This window comes from Glutamicibacter uratoxydans, assembly GCF_006539925.1.
Lineage (GTDB): Bacteria > Actinomycetota > Actinomycetes > Actinomycetales > Micrococcaceae > Glutamicibacter > Glutamicibacter uratoxydans.
The window spans coordinates 25,515-41,209 of the sequence record NZ_BJNY01000003.1 but is presented as its reverse complement, the minus strand read 5'-3'; the positions used below and the strand labels follow the sequence as shown (position 1 = coordinate 41,209).

Sequence of the window (15,695 nt, the reverse complement as noted above, 5' to 3'; positions counted from 1 at the left end):
CCGCTCAGCCCTGGGCGAATTCAACCTCCAGCGTGCCGGCCTTCCAGCGCGCGGTGGCCTCGGCCGCCTGCCGCTGCAGCCTGCGCGCCTCGTCGGGTGCGAAGAAGTAGGTGTTGGAACTGCAGGCGCTGCGCCGGATCCAGCTCCTGGGGCAGCAGCACCATGGGGCGGGAGCCTGGCACCTTGACCGAGTGGAACAGCCCGCAGTGGCGCCCGATGTGGTGCACGGTGCAGAATAGCTCCGCGCTGCCGATGTCGGTGCGCCCGCCGAGCTCCCACTTGTCCAGGTGGTCCAGCTCGCAGCGCTGCGCGGGCATGCTGCACCCCGGGTAGCCGCAGCCGCGGTAGGCGGTGCGGATGGCGCGCGCCTGGGCCGACGAATACAGCCGCTGGGTGCGGCCTAAGTCCAGGATCTTGCTGGCCCCGCCGAGCACCAGCGGGTAGATGCCGGCGTTGCACAGCAGCGCCCGCGCCTCGCCGGCCGGGATTGGAATCCCGGAGGCGGTGACCGCGAAGTCCCTGCCGCAGCTGAGCATCTTGTCGTAGTCGAGGATGACGCCGACCTGCGCGGCGAGCCCGGGCGGGCCGGCACCGGTCGGCTGCAGGGCGGCGAGCAAGCCCAGCAGGTGGCGCAGCTCCGGGCGCAGTTCTTCGAACGGCCGCTGAGGGTCATCCGATGCTGAGGCGCCGGGTTCCGGCGAGGCGTCGGCCGGCGCGGGCCCTGACTGCGAACCGCCGGCCCTGGCCCAGTCGGGCATGGTGCCGGCGTCGTCCCAGGCGGTTGTGGCGGCAAAGCCCATGCCGGCGAGCATCTGCGCCAGCTTCTCGCGGTTGCCGGCGATGGTCTTGGGGTTGTCGATCGCGCGGAACACCGCGAACATGGCCTCGGCCTGGGTGGGCAGGCACTTGATCAGCAGGTGCTCTAGGCCCTGGCGCATGCCCAGCCGGTAGATCCCGGCCCGGTCCTGCAGGCCCTTCTTGCTGTGCTTCTCCCCCACGGCCGCGGCGACCAGCGTGTTGATGTGTTTGCGGGCGGTGGCTGGCTGCTGGGCGATGAAGTCGAGGGCTTGGCGCTGCAGCTGACGGCTGGCCCTGCGCCCGGCGGCCCCGGCGCCCAGGTCCTTGCGGGCCGCATGGATTTTGCGGGCGGCGGCGAGGATCAGCCGCGGGTCGAGCTGCGGGTTGGCAAACTGCCGGGCCAGCAGGCCCAGGGCCGGTTTGGCTGGTTCGCCGGCGTCGGTGACCTGTCCGATCAGGCAGTCGGCGTGGGTGATGCGCTCGCGCACCGTGGAGATCGGCAGCGCCAGCCAGCCGGAGAGCAGGTCCGCGGCGTTGCGGTAGTGGGTGCGGGCGGTGGTGGTGTGCCCGGCGGCGGCCTTGGCGTCGGCAAGGGTGGGGCGCAGGCCGGCGTCGTTGATCAGCTGCAGCGATTCCTGGTCCAGCTTGTGGGCGCCGGAGGAGCGCACCGCATGGGCGGCGGAGATCTGGGCGCGGACCAGGTGCTTTCCCAGGTCCTCGATCAGGCGCGCGGCATAGGCGGCGTGCCCGGCGGGAATCTGCCCGTCGAGCGCCGCGACGGCGCCGGTGAAAAGTTCTGCGGCGCGGCCAAGCTGTACCAGTGCTTCGCTGCTGTCCATGCCTCCATCCTGCGCAGGCGCGCGGCGGACAACCCGAAAAACAGCGCGGACTGTGGACAGCGCTAGTGGTGCATCCGGTAGAAGAGCAGCGCCACCTGCAAGCTGGTGCGGGATTCGGCCGAATCCAGCGCCACCCCGAGCTTTTCCTGGAGCTTGGCAAGGCGCGCGTAGAGCGTGGGCCGCGAGAGGTAGCCGGCCTTGGCCATCGCCGACTTGTTGCCGCCGTGCTCCAGGAACAGCTCAAGCAGTTCAAGCCCGGCAGGATCCGGCGGGTCAAGCAGCCCTGACAGCTCGGCCTGGGCGAAGGCGCGCAGCGCGGTATTGGCCCCCAGCGAGGCGAGCACCCCGCGCAGCCGCAGGTCGGCGAAGCGGTAGTAGGGCTGGGCGCGGGTGGGCAGGTGCGGGACGATCGCCGCCACCTGCACGGCGGTGTCCAGGCCTGCCAGCGCGGTGCCCAGGCTGCCGGCCGGCCCCACGCCCACCGCCACCGGTTCGGCCAGCATTTCTGCCAGCCGGCGGGTGAAGCCCTGGAGCAGCGAGTCGGCCAGTTCCCGGGCGCGCAGCGGCAGGATCACCGCCAGGTAGCCGGGCTTCAGCGAGCCTGCCAGCACTCCCAGGTGCAGGGCGTCGGCCACCTGGTCGATGATTTCCAGGGCGGCGCGCTCGGCCAGCTGGGTGTCTGTCGGGGTGCGCCCGCCGGGCAGCGAGATTACCGCCGGGACGTAGTAGGCAGCTTCCTCCAGCCCCAGGGACTGGGCGCGGATCGCAATGTCCTTGTCCGGGTAGTTGTGCGCGGCCTGCAGCTCGTGTAGCAGCGAGGTGCGCGCCTGGTAGAGCAGTTCGCGCTGGTCGCGGCCCGAGAGCCGGGCGATGGTCAGCGCCTGCCCGGCGCGTTCGAGCACCAGCGCGGCGTTCGCATCGTCGTCAAGCTGCGCGGGGATGATCAGCCGGCCCCAGCGGCGGGAGGCGGCGCCCACCGGGGTCTGCAGCCAGGATTCGGCGCCGGCGGCCCGGCCGGTGTGCTCCAGGTAGCCGACGAAGCGCGACCGGCCCACCCAGTTCTCCAGGCTGGCATCCGCGTGGGCGAGCACCAGGTGGCGCACGTCCTCCAGCACCACCGGGGCGCCCAGCAGCGCGGCGGTGCGGGCGACGATCTGCTGCTCGTCGGCCTCGGTGAGCGAGAGCTCGGTGTACAGCTCGTGCACGGAGCGGGAGAATTCCAGGGCCTGCAGCTGCTGGGCGGCGAGCAGCTGGTGGATGACCTCGGTGATGGACACGAAGCGCACCGGGCGGCGCAGGTGGATCACCGGGAAGTCCAGCTCCGGCAGTTCCAACTGTCCGAAGTGCTCGATCATCACCGCCGCGGCCCCGGCATCGCGCAGTGCGGCGACGAAAGAAGGCACGCTGGACACATTGCGCAGCGTGGTCAGCACCAGCTCCCCGCCCAGCAGCATCTCCACGTTGGCCTCCGACTCGGTCACGTGCACCCAGCGCAGCTCCCGGTCCAGGCTGGCGCTGCTCAGCAGCAGCGGATCGGCGGACTGGACCACCGGCAGTTCAAGGACCTCGGCGACGCTGAGCATGGGCGTTCCTTTACAGGTTGAAAAGTATGACGCATAAATCATGACACAGTGCCCGTGTTTCAGCTCATATTTTTGGGCCACCATGGAGCCATGACAACTTTGCAGCACTGGATCAACAACGCCGAATACTCAGGCGATGACCGCACCGGCAACATCTACAACCCTGCCACCGGAGAGGTCGCCCGCCAGGTGGCGCTGGCCTCCAAAGCCACCACCGAGGCCGCCATCGCCGCCGCGCACGCAGCCTTCCCGGGCTGGCGCGACACCTCGCTGGCCCGCCGCACCGCGATCATGTTCAAGTTCCGCGAGCTGCTCACCGAACGCAAGGGCGAACTGGCCGCGATCATCACCGCCGAGCACGGCAAGGTGCTGGACGACGCGCTGGGCGAGGTGGCCCGCGGCCTGGAGGTCGTCGAACTTGCCTGCAACGCCCCCTATCTGCTCAAGGGCGAATTCTCGGAGAACGCCTCCACCGGCGTGGACGTGAAGTCCATGCGCCAGCCAGTGGGCGTGTCCGCGATCATCTCCCCCTTCAACTTCCCTGCCATGGTGCCGCTGTGGTTCTTCCCGGTGGCCATCGCCGCCGGCAACACCGTGGTGCTCAAGCCTTCGGAGAAGGACCCGTCGGCCGCCAACTGGATGGCGCAGCTCTTCGCGGAGGCCGGCCTGCCCGAGGGCGTGCTGAACGTGGTGCACGGCGACAAGGAGTCGGTGGACACCCTGCTGACCGATAGCCGCGTGGCCTCGGTGTCCTTCGTGGGCTCCACCCCGATCGCGCAGTACGTCTACTCCACCGGCACTGCCAACGGCAAGCGCGTGCAGGCCTTCGGCGGCGCAAAGAACCATATGCTGGTACTGCCGGATGCGGATCTGGATCTGGCCGCTGACATGGCGGTCAACGCAGGCTTCGGCGCGGCCGGCGAGCGCTGCATGGCCATCTCCGTGGTCGTCGCGCTGGATACTATCGCCGACGAGCTGGTGGCAAAGATCGCCGAACGCGCCAAGACCCTGCGCGTGGGCGACGGCACCCGCGGCTGCGACATGGGTCCGCTGATCACCGGCGAGCACCGCGACAAGGTGGCAGGCTACATCGAAGCGGGCATCGAGGCCGGCGCCACCCTGGCACTGGATGGCCGCACCGGTGCCACGGATGCCGATGGCAGCGGCTTCTTCCTGCACCCGACGATCTTCGACAACGTGCAGACCGACATGTCCATCTACACCGACGAGATCTTCGGCCCGGTCCTCTCGGTGGTGCGCGTCAGCTCCTTCAACGAGGGCATCGACCTGATCAACGCCTCCCCCTATGGCAACGGCACCGCGATCTTCACCAACGACGGCGGCGCAGCCCGCCGCTTCGAACACGAGATCCAGGTGGGCATGGTCGGCGTGAACGTGCCGATCCCGGTCCCGGTGGGCTACCACTCCTTCGGCGGCTGGAAGGCCTCGCTGTTCGGCGACCAGCACGCCTACGGCCCGGAGGGCTTCAAGTTCTTCACCCGCAACAAGGTCGTGACCAAGCGCTGGCTGGACCCGAGCCACGGCGGCATCAACCTCGGCTTCCCACAGAACGACTAGGACCATGACCACAGAAATCAGCGAAGTCAGCGAAGAGCTGATCGCGCAGGGCCAGCGCGCCTTCGCGCTGGACCGCGAACACGTCTTCCACTCCTGGCAGGCGCAGGGGCCCTTCACCCCGATGACCATCCTGAAGACCGAGGGCTCCTATGTCTGGGACGGCGAAGGCAACAAGCTCATCGACCTTTCCAGCCAGCTGGTGAACACGAACATCGGCCACCAGCACCCCAAGGTGATCGCCGCGATCCAGGAGCAGGCGGGCAAGATCGCCACCATCGCCCCGCAGCATGTGAACGACGCGCGCTCCGAGGCCGCCCGGCTGATCGCCAAGCACACCCCCGGGGACCTGGACAAGATCTTCTTCACCAACGGCGGCGCCGACGCGGTGGAGCACGCGGTGCGCATGGCGCGGCTGCACACCGGAAAGCACAAGGTGCTCTCCGCCTACCGCTCCTACCACGGCGGCACCCACCTGGCGGTGAACATCACCGGAGACCCGCGGCGCTTCGCCTCGGACTCGGGCTCCGATGGGATCGTGCACTTCTTCCCGGCCTACCCCTACCGCTCCTACTTCGGCTCCACCACCGAGGCAGAGGAGACCGAACGGGCGCTGAAGCACCTGGAAGACACCATCATCCTGGAGGGCCCGGGCAATATCGCCGCGCTGATCCTGGAGTCCATCCCCGGCACCGCTGGCATCTACGTGCCGCCGGCAGGATATATGCAGGGCGTGCGCGAACTGACCGCCAAGTACGGCATCGTCTACATCGCCGACGAGGTCATGGCTGGCTTCGGCCGCTCCGGCGTTTGGTTTGCGGTGAACCACTGGGACATCACCCCTGACCTGATGACCTTCGCCAAGGGCGTGAACTCCGGCTACGTCCCGCTGGGCGGCGTGGCGATCAGCAGCGCAATCTTCGAGACCTTCCGCGAGCGCGTCTACCCCGGCGGGCTGACCTACTCGGGCCATCCGCTGGCCTGCGCGGCGGCGGTGGCCACCATCGAGGCCATGGAAGAAGAGCAGCTGGTTGAAAATGCCAAGCGCCTGGGCGATGAGATCATCGGGCCGCGCCTGGCACAGTTCGCCGCCAACCACCCATCGGTGGGCGAGGTGCGCGGATCGGGCGCGTTCTGGGCCATCGAACTGGTCAAGAACCGTGAAACCCGCGAACCGCTGGCAGCCTACGGCGGCAGCTCCCCGGAGATGAACCAGGTAGTTGCCGCGGCCAAGGCCGCCGGGCTGCTGCCCTTCGCGAATTTCAACCGCCTGCATGTGGTGCCGGCGCTGAACATTCCCGATCAGGTGCTCATCGAGGCGCTGGATAGGCTGGAGCAGGCGCTGGTCGTGGCCGACTCCTTCGTGCAGTAACCCCACGCGCCGCCGGTAGCTGGCAGTTCATGTTTGGACTGCCAGCTACTTATTTAATCGCTGGCAGATGAATGCGCGCTCTGCCGGCTCCCGCCCTGTGAAATACTGGAGTTTCGTACTTTTCAGGCGCCCAAAACCTTTTGGAGGAAACAGACATGATGGGATCCGGTGATCCATTCCAGCCGCATCTTGAATGGGGTCTGAAGTCCTCGTTCGTCGGCTACATTTCTTCGCTGGCCGACGGCCGCATCGAGGCCGCCGACGGCGTATGGCAGGCAGGCAATGCGCTGGCCTTCCCTGTGCACCCGGAGATCGACGTTCCGGACAACGAGATCTGGTTCAACGGCCGCGTCTCCTTCTCCGGCCACGGCGGAATGATGAAGCTGGATTTGATCCAGCCGCGCATCGAGAACACCGATGACAAGATCTTCTTGACCATCGCCGCCGGCGAGGACCGCGTGGCCATCGCCGAGCTGACCGAGACCAGCGTCGCCAACGCCATGGGACTGGTCAAGACCCGCTTCTCTGCGGTGCTCACCGAGGCAGGCTCGAAGATGTTCAACGGCCAGTACCCTGCAGGACAGCAGCTGGAAGAAGTCACAGTCATCCTGCGCAGCTAGCTGCCGCATAAAAATGCCCCGGAAATCCGGGGCATTTTTCATGCGTGCAGCATGCGCAGGTTCTGCAGTCCTGGGTAGCTGCGCAGTCCTGCAGGGCCGTGCAGCGCCCAGATGGCGACGACGGCGGCGAACAGCCCGCCGCGCCCTCCGAGCATCAGCGGTTCAGCGTTGTGGAACTGCAGGATCAAGGTGCCGTTATTTGCATCGGCGTCGATGTTCGTCACTGCATCGAAGTAGAAGCTGAGCCAGGTTCCATCCTGCTTTTGGCACAGCACCCGCTGATTCGTGATCGTCGCGGCGACGACCTGCTGCTCGCGCCACTGCGCCTGGGCATAGGCCTGTGCCTGGCGTCGGCGGACGCTGTTTCCCAAGGCCGTGGCCGCCATGCCTACCGCTACAAAGGAAGGACGCCCCATGAAGAACGCGGAGCTGTGCATGTAGTTGGCCTGGGTCCCGTAGAAGCGGGCGTAGTGGGCGGCCGAGGAGCACACGGCCTGTTCCTGGGGGTTCAGCACCATCGACCAGTTGGGGGCCATCGGCGTCCACGATCCGCTGAGCAGATGGCCAGCCAGTTCAGCCGCCGCATACTGTGCGCTGACCAGCAGCTGCCGCTCCTCGACGATCTGCTGCTCGGCGCGGGTGTAGTGGCCGTTGGCCCGGCGGTAGGCACGCCAAGCCAGGCGCATTTTGCCCAGCGAGGTCAGGAAAAAGAACAGGGAGAATCCGGAAGCCACCAGCGAACCCAGGGCCAGCCCGACGACCATCCAGGCCTGGTCTTTGGTGTCGAGCCCGTCGATCGAGAACATCAGCACAATCGCGGCGATTTCACAGGCCGCGGCGGCCGCCAGCCGGTAGACCCACGGAGAATGCCGCCGCCAGGCAGGATAGTTGTCGTACTCCATTTCGCTGATGGTAGTGAACTTCCTGCCCATGCCTGCTCCCTTTAGTCCCTTTGTTGCCAGTCCCCCACATACCAAGAGTATCTAAAGGCACAGACAAAATTCGCAAGGATGACGGAGCCTACTGCCTAGAGAACTCCGAGGCCCGGGCCACCTGGTCGGCGCTGAGCCCATGCCCCGTGTACTTCTCGAACTGCGCGGCGGCCTGCAGGGCAATAACTTCTGCACCGGTGATGACCTGCTTTCCGGCTTTCCTTGCAGCGAGGATCAACGGGGTTTCGCTCGGGAATGCAACGACGTCGAAGACAACCTTCGCGGCAGCGATCTGCTCGTCGCTAAACGCCTGCACGTCGCTCTGTGCACCGTCCATGCCCAGCGGGGTGACGTTAACCAATATCTGGGCGCCGGGTGCAGGCTCCTGTGCGCTGTAGTCGTAGCCGTACTTCGCCGCCAGCGCCGCGCCGGTCTCCTGGTTGCGCGCGAGCACCGTTAGCTTCTCGAAGCCCGCCGCACGAAAGGCCGCCACGACGGCCTTGGCCATGCCGCCCGAGCCACGCACCACTACCGAGGCCTCTTTATCCAGCTGGTTGCCGGCGATCAGATCGGCGATGGCCTCGAAGTCGGTATTGGAGGCGCGTAGGCGGCCGCCGTCGTTCACAATGGTGTTCACCGATTCAATTGCGGCAGCGGATTCCTCGATGGTGTCCACCAGCGCCATAACGTCTTCCTTGAAGGGCATGGAGACCGAACAGCCGCGGATTCCCAGAGCCCGCACTCCTGCAATGGCTCCGGCCAGGTCGTCGGTGGAGAAGGCCTTGTAGATGAAGTTCAGCCCGAGTTCTTCATAGAGGTAGTTGTGGAAGCGCGTCCCGATATTCGACGGCCGGCCCGAGAGCGAAATGCACAGGGTCATGTCTTTATTCAAGATTGGCATGGGTGGACGTCCTTGAGATCGGCGTTGGGGATTCGCTCCTCAATATACGTGGTGTGCGCAGGTCCTCGAAAGATTAAAGATGATTTTATTACGCGGTCATTCGTGGCTGCTGAAGGTAGCCTTGGCGCATGAGTGAAGTTCTCGACGACGGCCCATTTTTCCACGGCACCAAGGCGCAGCTGCGGCCAGGCGAGCTGCTCGCCGCCGGCTTCCCGTCGAACTACCGGCCGGAAATCATCATGAACCACATCTATTTCACTGCCCTGCGCGACGGGGCAGGACTGGCTGCGGAGATCGCCGGCATGGATGGGACGCCGCATGTCTACGAAGTCGAGCCAACCGGCGAATTCGAGAACGACCCAAATGTCACCGATAAGAAGTTCCCCGGCAATCCCACCCGCTCCTACCGCAGCACGCACCCGCTGCGCGTCATCCGAGAAGTCCACGATTGGACCCGGCTCAGCGCCGAAGACCTGCAGCTTTGGCGCGATCGGCTGGCAGGCATTCGCCGCGGCGAAGGCGGAGTAATCATCAACTAGCTTCGTCAGGATCCCTGTGAAACGCTTAGTAAAAAGGAATAGAATATAAGCGTCCGAAGGAGGTAGGAATGAGTGCCGAACCAGTGGAAGAACGCCAGGCAGTCGCATTGGCCCATGCTCTAAACCTCCCCGACGGCGAGATGGATATTAAGATTCTGCGAGATGCACTTCCGAAAATTCGCCGGCTGGTGGACAGCGAGATCGAAGCTCAAGCTCCGAAGACCCGCCGCAGACTGGCGAACGACGAACGCTTCGGAGACTTTTACGGCACAAGCAGCACCATGAAGACCCTCGGGGTTCAATCACCGCAGCAGCTCAGCGACAGGATCCGGCGCCACACGCTTTTGAGAGTCAAGCTTGAAGATGGGAAGGTCAACGCCTTTCCGGCATTCCAATTCAAGAATCACCAAGTGATCCCGGAGCTCAAGCCGATCTTGCAGGTTCTCATACCCGCCGCCGCAACAGAATGGACAGTTGCTCGCTGGTTGACGCTCCATCAACCGGCGCTTCAAGGCCAAAAGCCCATCGACATTTTGCGCGGGGAAGCAGAGGTTGACGTTCCTTTAGAGCAGGTCTTAAATGCCGCCAAGGAAACAGCGCGGGATTGGAGTTCGTGATCAAGTCGCGAGCGAATCGAGTTTCTGCTGCGGCATTGAGCTTGCACGAAATCGCAAGGCTCTCGCAGATCATTCTTCACCGTGGGCACGAGGTCTTTCGCTGTCATTCACGGTTCCGCATTGGGTCCACAGGAACACGAACCGAACAAGGATCATGGTTTTTTGCCAGCTCGGTCGGTCGATTCGATCTGGCAGACCCGCGAGGAACACTCAATGTGGCTGCAGGTCGAATTGGTGCTGTCTGCGAATCCCTTGGCGTCCTCACTCTCGATACGGAAATACCTGTCCAAGAGATCAATTCACGGAAACTGGTGTCGCTCAGGCTGCCCCAGGAAGTACGACTGGTAGATTTCACCGACCGCAAGGCCGCCCAAAACGGAAAAATTCTAACCACCGAAATGTCTGGCGCGGCTGCAAGCTATTCAGCATTCCAATCGCTGGCAGCTTCTATTGATGCTTCTGGCAACGACGGAATTCGTTCAAGGCTGCGATTCAGCGGCCCCGAACAAGAAGTCGGATACTTCATTTTCGGCGATGCTGGACCGAGGGATTGGCCAGACGGGCAAGAACAATCCATCGCTGAAGTGGTGACAGCCCTCGGGTACCAACTTGTCGACGACGAGAGCCTGCCCCGCAGCGAAGTCAGCTTCAACGAATAACATCATTCGCTGCCGAATCATCCTTAAGGCGGTTACAGTCAAGTCGCTGCACATATAAGCTTGTGACCATGCCCACATCATATCTAAACGTCGACTTCGTCCTCCCCCTCATCGGGGTCGGGGCCGCCGGGGTCTTTCTTGTTTTCGGCATCCCCATGTTGATCCATGCGCAGATCCGCAAGGCAAAATTCAACAAGCTTTCCGACGGCTACCAAACCCATGCGCTGCGCAGTTCGATTCGGCTTGAGAAGATCATCGGCATCTCTTCGCTGGTGGCAGTGGTGGCGCTGTGTGCGGGGTCCTGGTTCGGCTTCGGCACAGCGAAGAGCAACCTCCAGGCGAACATCGAGCAGAAGTACCAGCCGAGCGAACTGAGCCTGGGCAGCTACAACGGCTCATGGATTACCGCGGACCTGACGCTGCCCGACGGCACGAAGTTCAAAGGCGTGACGGTGGACATCCAAGACGGCGGAGAGCCCTTCATTGAAGATGTCTGGTACCACTACAACCCCAAGCCCGCCGGATAGCGGGAGTTGAGACAGCGCTGGCGCCGAACCTGAATGGCTCGGCGCCAGCGGTGCTTTTAGCCCTTGATGATCTGCGGCTGGGCCAGCGACTTCAGGCCGTCCAGCCCGAATTCAAGGCCGTAGCCTGACTGCTTGGCGCCGCCGAAGGGAACGCGCGGGTCGATGGTGCCATGGGAGTTGATCCACACGGTGCCCGCCTGGATCTGGGCGGCAACTTCCAGCGCCTTGGCGCGGTCGCTGCCCCACACCGAGGCGCCCAGGCCGACTTCCAGCGAATTGGCGTGCTTGACGGCTTCGGCGCTGTCCTTGACCTTGATGATCGGCAGGGCCGGGCCGAACTGCTCCTCGGTGACCAGGCGGTTGCCCGGGTCGATGTCGGCAATCAGCGTGGTCGGGTAGAAGTAGCCGGCGGCGTCCTCGTCGGGGTTTGCGCCCAGCAGCACGGTGGCCCCGGAGTCCACGGCGTCCTTCACTAGGCCGGCGACGATGTTGTACTGCGCCTTGTTCTGCAGCGGGCCGAGCACGTTGTTTTCATCCAGGCCCACGCCCATCGGCATGGCCTTGGCCACCTCGGTCAGCGCGGTGCAGACGGCATCGTAGATGGATTCGGGCACGTAGAGGCGCTTGAGGGCCGCGCAGGTCTGGCCGGTGTTGATGAACGCGCCCCAGAACAGGTCCTGGGCGATGGCCTGAGGGTCGGCGTCTTCCAGCACGATGCCGGCGTCGTTGCCGCCGAGTTCCAGGGTCAGGCGCTTCACGGTGTCGGCGGAGGAGCGGATGATCGCCTTGCCGGTGGCGGTGGAGCCGGTGAACATGATCTTGGCGATGTCCGGGTGGCCCGAGAGGCGTTCGCCCACATCGCGGCCGCCGGCCACGACATGCAGTACGTCGGCGGGCAGCACTTGGTTGATCACATGTCCCAGGGCCAGCACCGAGAGCGGGGTGTATTCGCTGGGCTTCATGACCACGGTGTTGCCCATGCGCAGGGAGGGGGCCAGCTGCCAGACGGAGATCATCATCGGCCAGTTCCACGGTCCGATCGCGCCGACCACGCCCAGGGCGCGGTAGTGCTTGGCGGCGTAGGTTTCCCCGTCGTCCACAACGACTTCCGGCTCCACCTCGTAGGCGGTGGCAGCGCGCAGCCATGCGGCCGCTCCCCCGACCTCGAAGCGGGCGTTCGGCCCGTTCAGCGGCTTGCCCTGTTCGCGGGAGAGCAGTTCTGCCAGCGCTTCGGCATTCGCCTCGATGTTGTCCGCCGCCGCGTTGAGCAGGCGCTTGCGTTCCTCGTGGCCCAGGGCGTCCCAGGCTGGCTGGGCGGCGCGGGCGGCGGCAACGGCGGCATCCAGGTCCGCGGCCGAGCGCTGTTCCACCCGGCCGACCACTTCACCGGTGGCAGGGTCGAGCACTTCGGCGCCGCCGGAGGCCGGCTGGATCGCGTCGAGCAGTTCTTGGGCATTGGCGTAGGCCATGGTGTTCTCCTAGTGGTAGCTAGATTGCTGGTTGTTTTTCAGTCTGGTCGGCGGCGGCTTTGGAGCGGGCATACCAGGTGACGGCGAATCCGATGACGCCCGGCAGGATCGCGATCGCCTGCAGTATGTAGCTGAGCATGCCCGGTTTTTCCAGGCCGAGCAAGAGATCGAAGTTCAGCACGATCTGCACGAAGACAAAGACCAGCGCGATGCCGGAGGTTAGCGGGGCGATGACCCGGGTGAACAGCGAGTCGCCGGTGCGGTGCTTGGCGAAGTAGCCGATGATCGCGAAGGAGGTCAGCGCCATGAGCAGCACCAGCCCGAAGGCCGCCGTGTTGGTCATCCAGGTGAACATCGTGAAGACGATGAACATCGGGTCCTGCCCGGTGGAGGCGATGGCGAAGGCGGCCATGACAGCCAGCGCCAGCGCCGACTGGGCCAGGGATCCTGCCACCGGGGCGTGGGTGCGCCGCGAGGTGCCCGCTAGGAAGCCCGGCAGCGCTCCGCCGCGGCCCATGGAGTAGAAGTAGCGGGCCACCACGTTGTGGAAGGCGAGCAGCGCTGCGAACAGGCTGGTGATGAACAGCAGGTTGGCCAGGTCCACGAACCAGGCCGGGGCGTGGGCCGCGAAGAACACGAAGATCAAATCCGGGCCCAGTTCTGCGGTGGCGCCCAGGACGTTGGAGGCTCCCTCGCCCACCGCCACGGCGAAGGCGGAGAAGGCGTAGAAGCAGGCGATGATGACCACCGCGATGATCGTCGCCAGCTTTGCCGTGCGCTGGGGGTCCTTGACCTCTTCGTTGTAGATGGTGCCCGATTCGAAGCCCATGAACGCAGCGATGGTGAAGGCCATGACAGCACCCATGCCCGGGGCCGCGACATCGGCGATGTTGAAGGCTTCCTGCGGGGCCGGCGCCTCGGGGGCCACGGCGAAGGCCATGATGTTGTAGACCACGACCACCAAGAACTCGGCGGCCACCACGATGCCCAGCACCTTCACGGAGAAGTCCACCCGGTTGATGCCCAGCAGGCCCACCAGCGCCCAGGCCACCAGCGCGGTGGCCCACCACGGGATGTCAACGCCCAGCAGGCTGCCGGCGAAGGAGGAGGAGGCGAAGCCGAACATGCCGTAGATGCCGATTTGCATGAGGTTGTAGCTGACCACCGCGACCATGGCGGCGCCCACGCCCGCGGCGCGGCCCATGCCGGCGGCGATATAGGCGTAGAAGGCGCCGGCGTTGGAGATGTGCTGGCTCATGGCGGTATAGCCGATGCTGAACACCAGCAGGATCGCGCCGATCACCAGGAAGGACAGCGGAACCGAGCTCATGCCGGTGACGGCGTAGTTGGTGGTGACGCCGCCGGCGACGGCGGTGAGCGGAGCGCTGGCGGCGATGATCATTACCACCAGGGCCGGCACCGTGAGTGTGCGTTGTTCAAGTCCCATCGGATCCCCCATTAGAAGTCTTTGGTCCAAGCATCCCCGATGGTGGCGTGGATCACCTTGTCATTGCGTGCAGCCCGATTGTCTTCGCGTGCAGCGCCTAGACGCCCTGGCGGTAGCGGCCCGGGGTGAGCCCGAATTCGCGGGAGAACATGCGGCTGAATCCTGCCGCGTCGGCCAGCCCCACCCGGGCGCCGATGCCCTGGATCGGCAGGTCAGCCAGCAGCGGGTCGCGCAGCAGCGCCGCCGCGCGCACCAGCCGGCGGTGCCTGATCAGCGCGGCGATGGTGTGCTCCTCGTGCGCAAAGAGCGCATGCAGCGAGCGCACGGACATGAAGTGGGCGGCGGCGATCCGCGCCGGGTCCAGCTGCGCGTCATTCAGGTGCGCGTCGATGTATCTGGCGATGCGCTCGCGCTGGGCCGCCTTGGCATCGGCCTGGTTCTCTCCGCCCAGCGCCCCGCCCAGCGCGGTGGCCAGCAGGTCCACGGTGTTGTGCGCCAGCGTCTGGCCGCCGAACTCGTCCCAGGTCGGCAGGTTTTCCCCGAGGTGGTGCAGCAGCGGGGCGACGGTGCCGGCCAGCGGGTGCTCGGCCTTGAGCGCCACCGCGGTCAGCTGCCCCACCTGGTGGTTGGAGAGCCTGAATTCGCTGTGCGGGATCAGCGCCACGACCACCGAGGCAGGCTTGTCGAAAGAGAGCGTATAGGGGCGCTGGGTGTCGTAGATGGCCAGGTCGCCCGGGCAGAGCACGGTTTCGCGCCCGTCCTGGATCAGCAGCCCGTGGCCCTCGCGCTGGTAGGAGACCTTGTAGTAGTCCCCGTCGCCGCTGCTGGAGAGGTCCTCGGTGCGCAGCACCGCATGCGGCTTGGTGGAAATGCGCATGAGCGAGAGATCACCCAGGGTGTTCATGCCCAGCGAGGCGGAGAAGTGCCCGTTGGAAACCTGTTCGCAGTCCAGCTTGACGAAGGCGTTGGAGATCAGCGAAGCCCATGCGGTGAACGAGTCGACCTGCTGCACCTGATACATCGCTGCCTCCTGGAATACCCTGCTGACTGTGTCCGTGGACACGTTCGAGGGTACGCCAGGATGCGCGGAATGTCACTATTTTTCTGCGGACGTAGATTATCCCTGCGCGGCTTCGGCCAGCCGGCGCAGCGCCTGGAGCTGCTGTTCGAGCTGTTCAAGCAGGGATTGCACGGTATTGGCGCCCTCGTCCAGGACGCTTCCGGCCTGCGCGCCCATCATGAAGTTGATCAGCGCGTCGCGCGCGGCCGGGGCGTCAGGGTGCGCTGCGCCCAGCAGCTGGGCCAGCCACCCATCGAGCAGGTCGCGCCAGTGCTGCATGGTCTGCGCGTTGACCTTCGCCAGCGCCTGGTCGCCGAGCGCCAGATGCCAGAAGTGCACTGCAACCCGCGCCTCGTCGCGCCGCAGGTCATCCAGCGGCAGCACCTCGTGGGCGAAGGCCTCAATGGCGGCCAGCCCTTCATGCCCGCGCACCCCTGCCTGGATGCGGGAGTTGGTGGCGTCGGCGACATAGCCGAAGGTGGCGGTGAGGATGCTGTCCTTGGTGGGGAAATACGGCTTAAGCCCGCCGTTGGCGAAGCCTGCGGCCGCCGCGAGGTCCCGCAGGTTCAGCTTGTCGATCCCCTCGCGGGCGATGAACCGCCAGGTGACTTCTACGATCTCACGCCGCCGCTGGTCGTGGTCAACAATTTTTGGCATGGCTCCAGCTTAGCCAGCACGGCCATCTCCATCGCACCCCTTGCGCATCCAGTCCGGACTCCGTATTCTCTACAAGCAGAGAAATAAAAATGGCGTGGCT

Annotated in this window: 15 protein-coding genes; 7 read left to right on the top strand and 8 right to left on the bottom strand. The window is 65.3% G+C overall.

The annotated features are described in order from the left end of the window. Positions 1-20: 20 nt before the first annotated feature. Together AUR04nite_RS03620 and AUR04nite_RS03615 are read right to left on the bottom strand one after the other, a co-directional pair. Positions 21-1,637, bottom strand: a complete 1,617-nt coding sequence (locus AUR04nite_RS03620) for an HNH endonuclease signature motif containing protein (RefSeq protein WP_141362046.1) — start codon at positions 1,635-1,637, stop codon at positions 21-23. Between the two features lie 62 nt (positions 1,638-1,699). Further along, positions 1,700-3,220: a helix-turn-helix domain-containing protein gene (locus tag AUR04nite_RS03615; protein WP_170184076.1), complete on the bottom strand. Its 1,521-nt coding sequence runs from the start codon at positions 3,218-3,220 to the stop codon at positions 1,700-1,702. A 90-nt stretch (positions 3,221-3,310) separates the two neighbouring features. On the opposite strand from AUR04nite_RS03615, the gene AUR04nite_RS03610 reads away from it, so the two are divergent. The 3 genes from AUR04nite_RS03610 (at position 3,311) to AUR04nite_RS03600 (ending at position 6,787) form a co-directional block, all read left to right on the top strand. Then, positions 3,311-4,798 (top strand): CoA-acylating methylmalonate-semialdehyde dehydrogenase, encoded by a 1,488-nt coding sequence (locus AUR04nite_RS03610; protein WP_141362042.1) that lies wholly within the window; start codon positions 3,311-3,313, stop codon positions 4,796-4,798. 4 nt (positions 4,799-4,802) lie between these two features. Further along, positions 4,803-6,167: an aspartate aminotransferase family protein gene (locus AUR04nite_RS03605; protein WP_141362039.1), complete on the top strand. Its 1,365-nt coding sequence runs from the start codon at positions 4,803-4,805 to the stop codon at positions 6,165-6,167. A 155-nt stretch (positions 6,168-6,322) separates the two neighbouring features. Next, positions 6,323-6,787: an HtaA domain-containing protein gene (locus AUR04nite_RS03600; protein ID WP_141362037.1), complete on the top strand. Its 465-nt coding sequence runs from the start codon at positions 6,323-6,325 to the stop codon at positions 6,785-6,787. Positions 6,788-6,825: 38 nt separating this feature from the next. Here AUR04nite_RS03600 and AUR04nite_RS03595 read toward each other — a convergent pair whose 3' ends face one another. Continuing rightward, positions 6,826-7,719, bottom strand: coding sequence for a hypothetical protein (locus AUR04nite_RS03595; RefSeq protein WP_141362035.1), 894 nt, complete (start codon positions 7,717-7,719; stop codon positions 6,826-6,828). An 88-nt stretch (positions 7,720-7,807) separates the two neighbouring features. Further along, a complete protein-coding gene (locus AUR04nite_RS03590; protein WP_141362033.1) occupies positions 7,808-8,620 on the bottom strand; it encodes a shikimate 5-dehydrogenase in 813 nt (270 codons plus the stop codon). Between the two features lie 128 nt (positions 8,621-8,748). Between AUR04nite_RS03590 and arr the strand changes: the two genes are divergently transcribed. The 4 genes from arr (at position 8,749) to AUR04nite_RS03570 (ending at position 10,962) form a co-directional block, all read left to right on the top strand. Then, entirely contained in the window at positions 8,749-9,159 is a 411-nt protein-coding gene (gene arr / locus AUR04nite_RS03585; RefSeq protein ID WP_141362031.1) for an NAD(+)--rifampin ADP-ribosyltransferase, read from the top strand. A 68-nt stretch (positions 9,160-9,227) separates the two neighbouring features. Further along, positions 9,228-9,776, top strand: a complete 549-nt coding sequence (locus AUR04nite_RS03580; RefSeq protein ID WP_141362029.1) for a hypothetical protein — start codon at positions 9,228-9,230, stop codon at positions 9,774-9,776. Beyond that, on the top strand, positions 9,764-10,435 hold the full coding sequence (locus tag AUR04nite_RS03575) for a hypothetical protein (RefSeq protein WP_141362027.1): 672 nt from the start codon (positions 9,764-9,766) through the stop codon (positions 10,433-10,435). Before AUR04nite_RS03580 ends, AUR04nite_RS03575 begins: the two co-directional genes overlap by 13 nt. A 68-nt stretch (positions 10,436-10,503) precedes the next feature. After that, on the top strand, positions 10,504-10,962 hold the full coding sequence (locus AUR04nite_RS03570) for a hypothetical protein (protein WP_141362025.1): 459 nt from the start codon (positions 10,504-10,506) through the stop codon (positions 10,960-10,962). A 56-nt stretch (positions 10,963-11,018) separates the two neighbouring features. Here the strand turns inward: AUR04nite_RS03570 and AUR04nite_RS03565 are convergent, their stop codons facing one another. The 4 genes from AUR04nite_RS03565 to AUR04nite_RS03550 all read right to left on the bottom strand — a co-directional run bounded on the left by AUR04nite_RS03565 (position 11,019) and on the right by AUR04nite_RS03550 (position 15,595). Continuing rightward, positions 11,019-12,431, bottom strand: coding sequence for an aldehyde dehydrogenase family protein (locus tag AUR04nite_RS03565; protein WP_174787854.1), 1,413 nt, complete (start codon positions 12,429-12,431; stop codon positions 11,019-11,021). Between the two features lie 19 nt (positions 12,432-12,450). Further along, positions 12,451-13,878: an APC family permease gene (locus tag AUR04nite_RS03560; RefSeq protein ID WP_141362023.1), complete on the bottom strand. Its 1,428-nt coding sequence runs from the start codon at positions 13,876-13,878 to the stop codon at positions 12,451-12,453. A 97-nt stretch (positions 13,879-13,975) separates the two neighbouring features. Beyond that, the gene (locus AUR04nite_RS03555) at positions 13,976-14,899 is read right to left on the bottom strand and encodes an AraC-like ligand-binding domain-containing protein (protein WP_141362021.1); all 924 of its coding nucleotides are present in this window, start codon (positions 14,897-14,899) and stop codon (positions 13,976-13,978) included. 96 nt (positions 14,900-14,995) lie between these two features. Then, entirely contained in the window at positions 14,996-15,595 is a 600-nt protein-coding gene (locus AUR04nite_RS03550) for a TetR/AcrR family transcriptional regulator (protein ID WP_141362019.1), read from the bottom strand. Positions 15,596-15,695 lie beyond the last annotated feature (100 nt).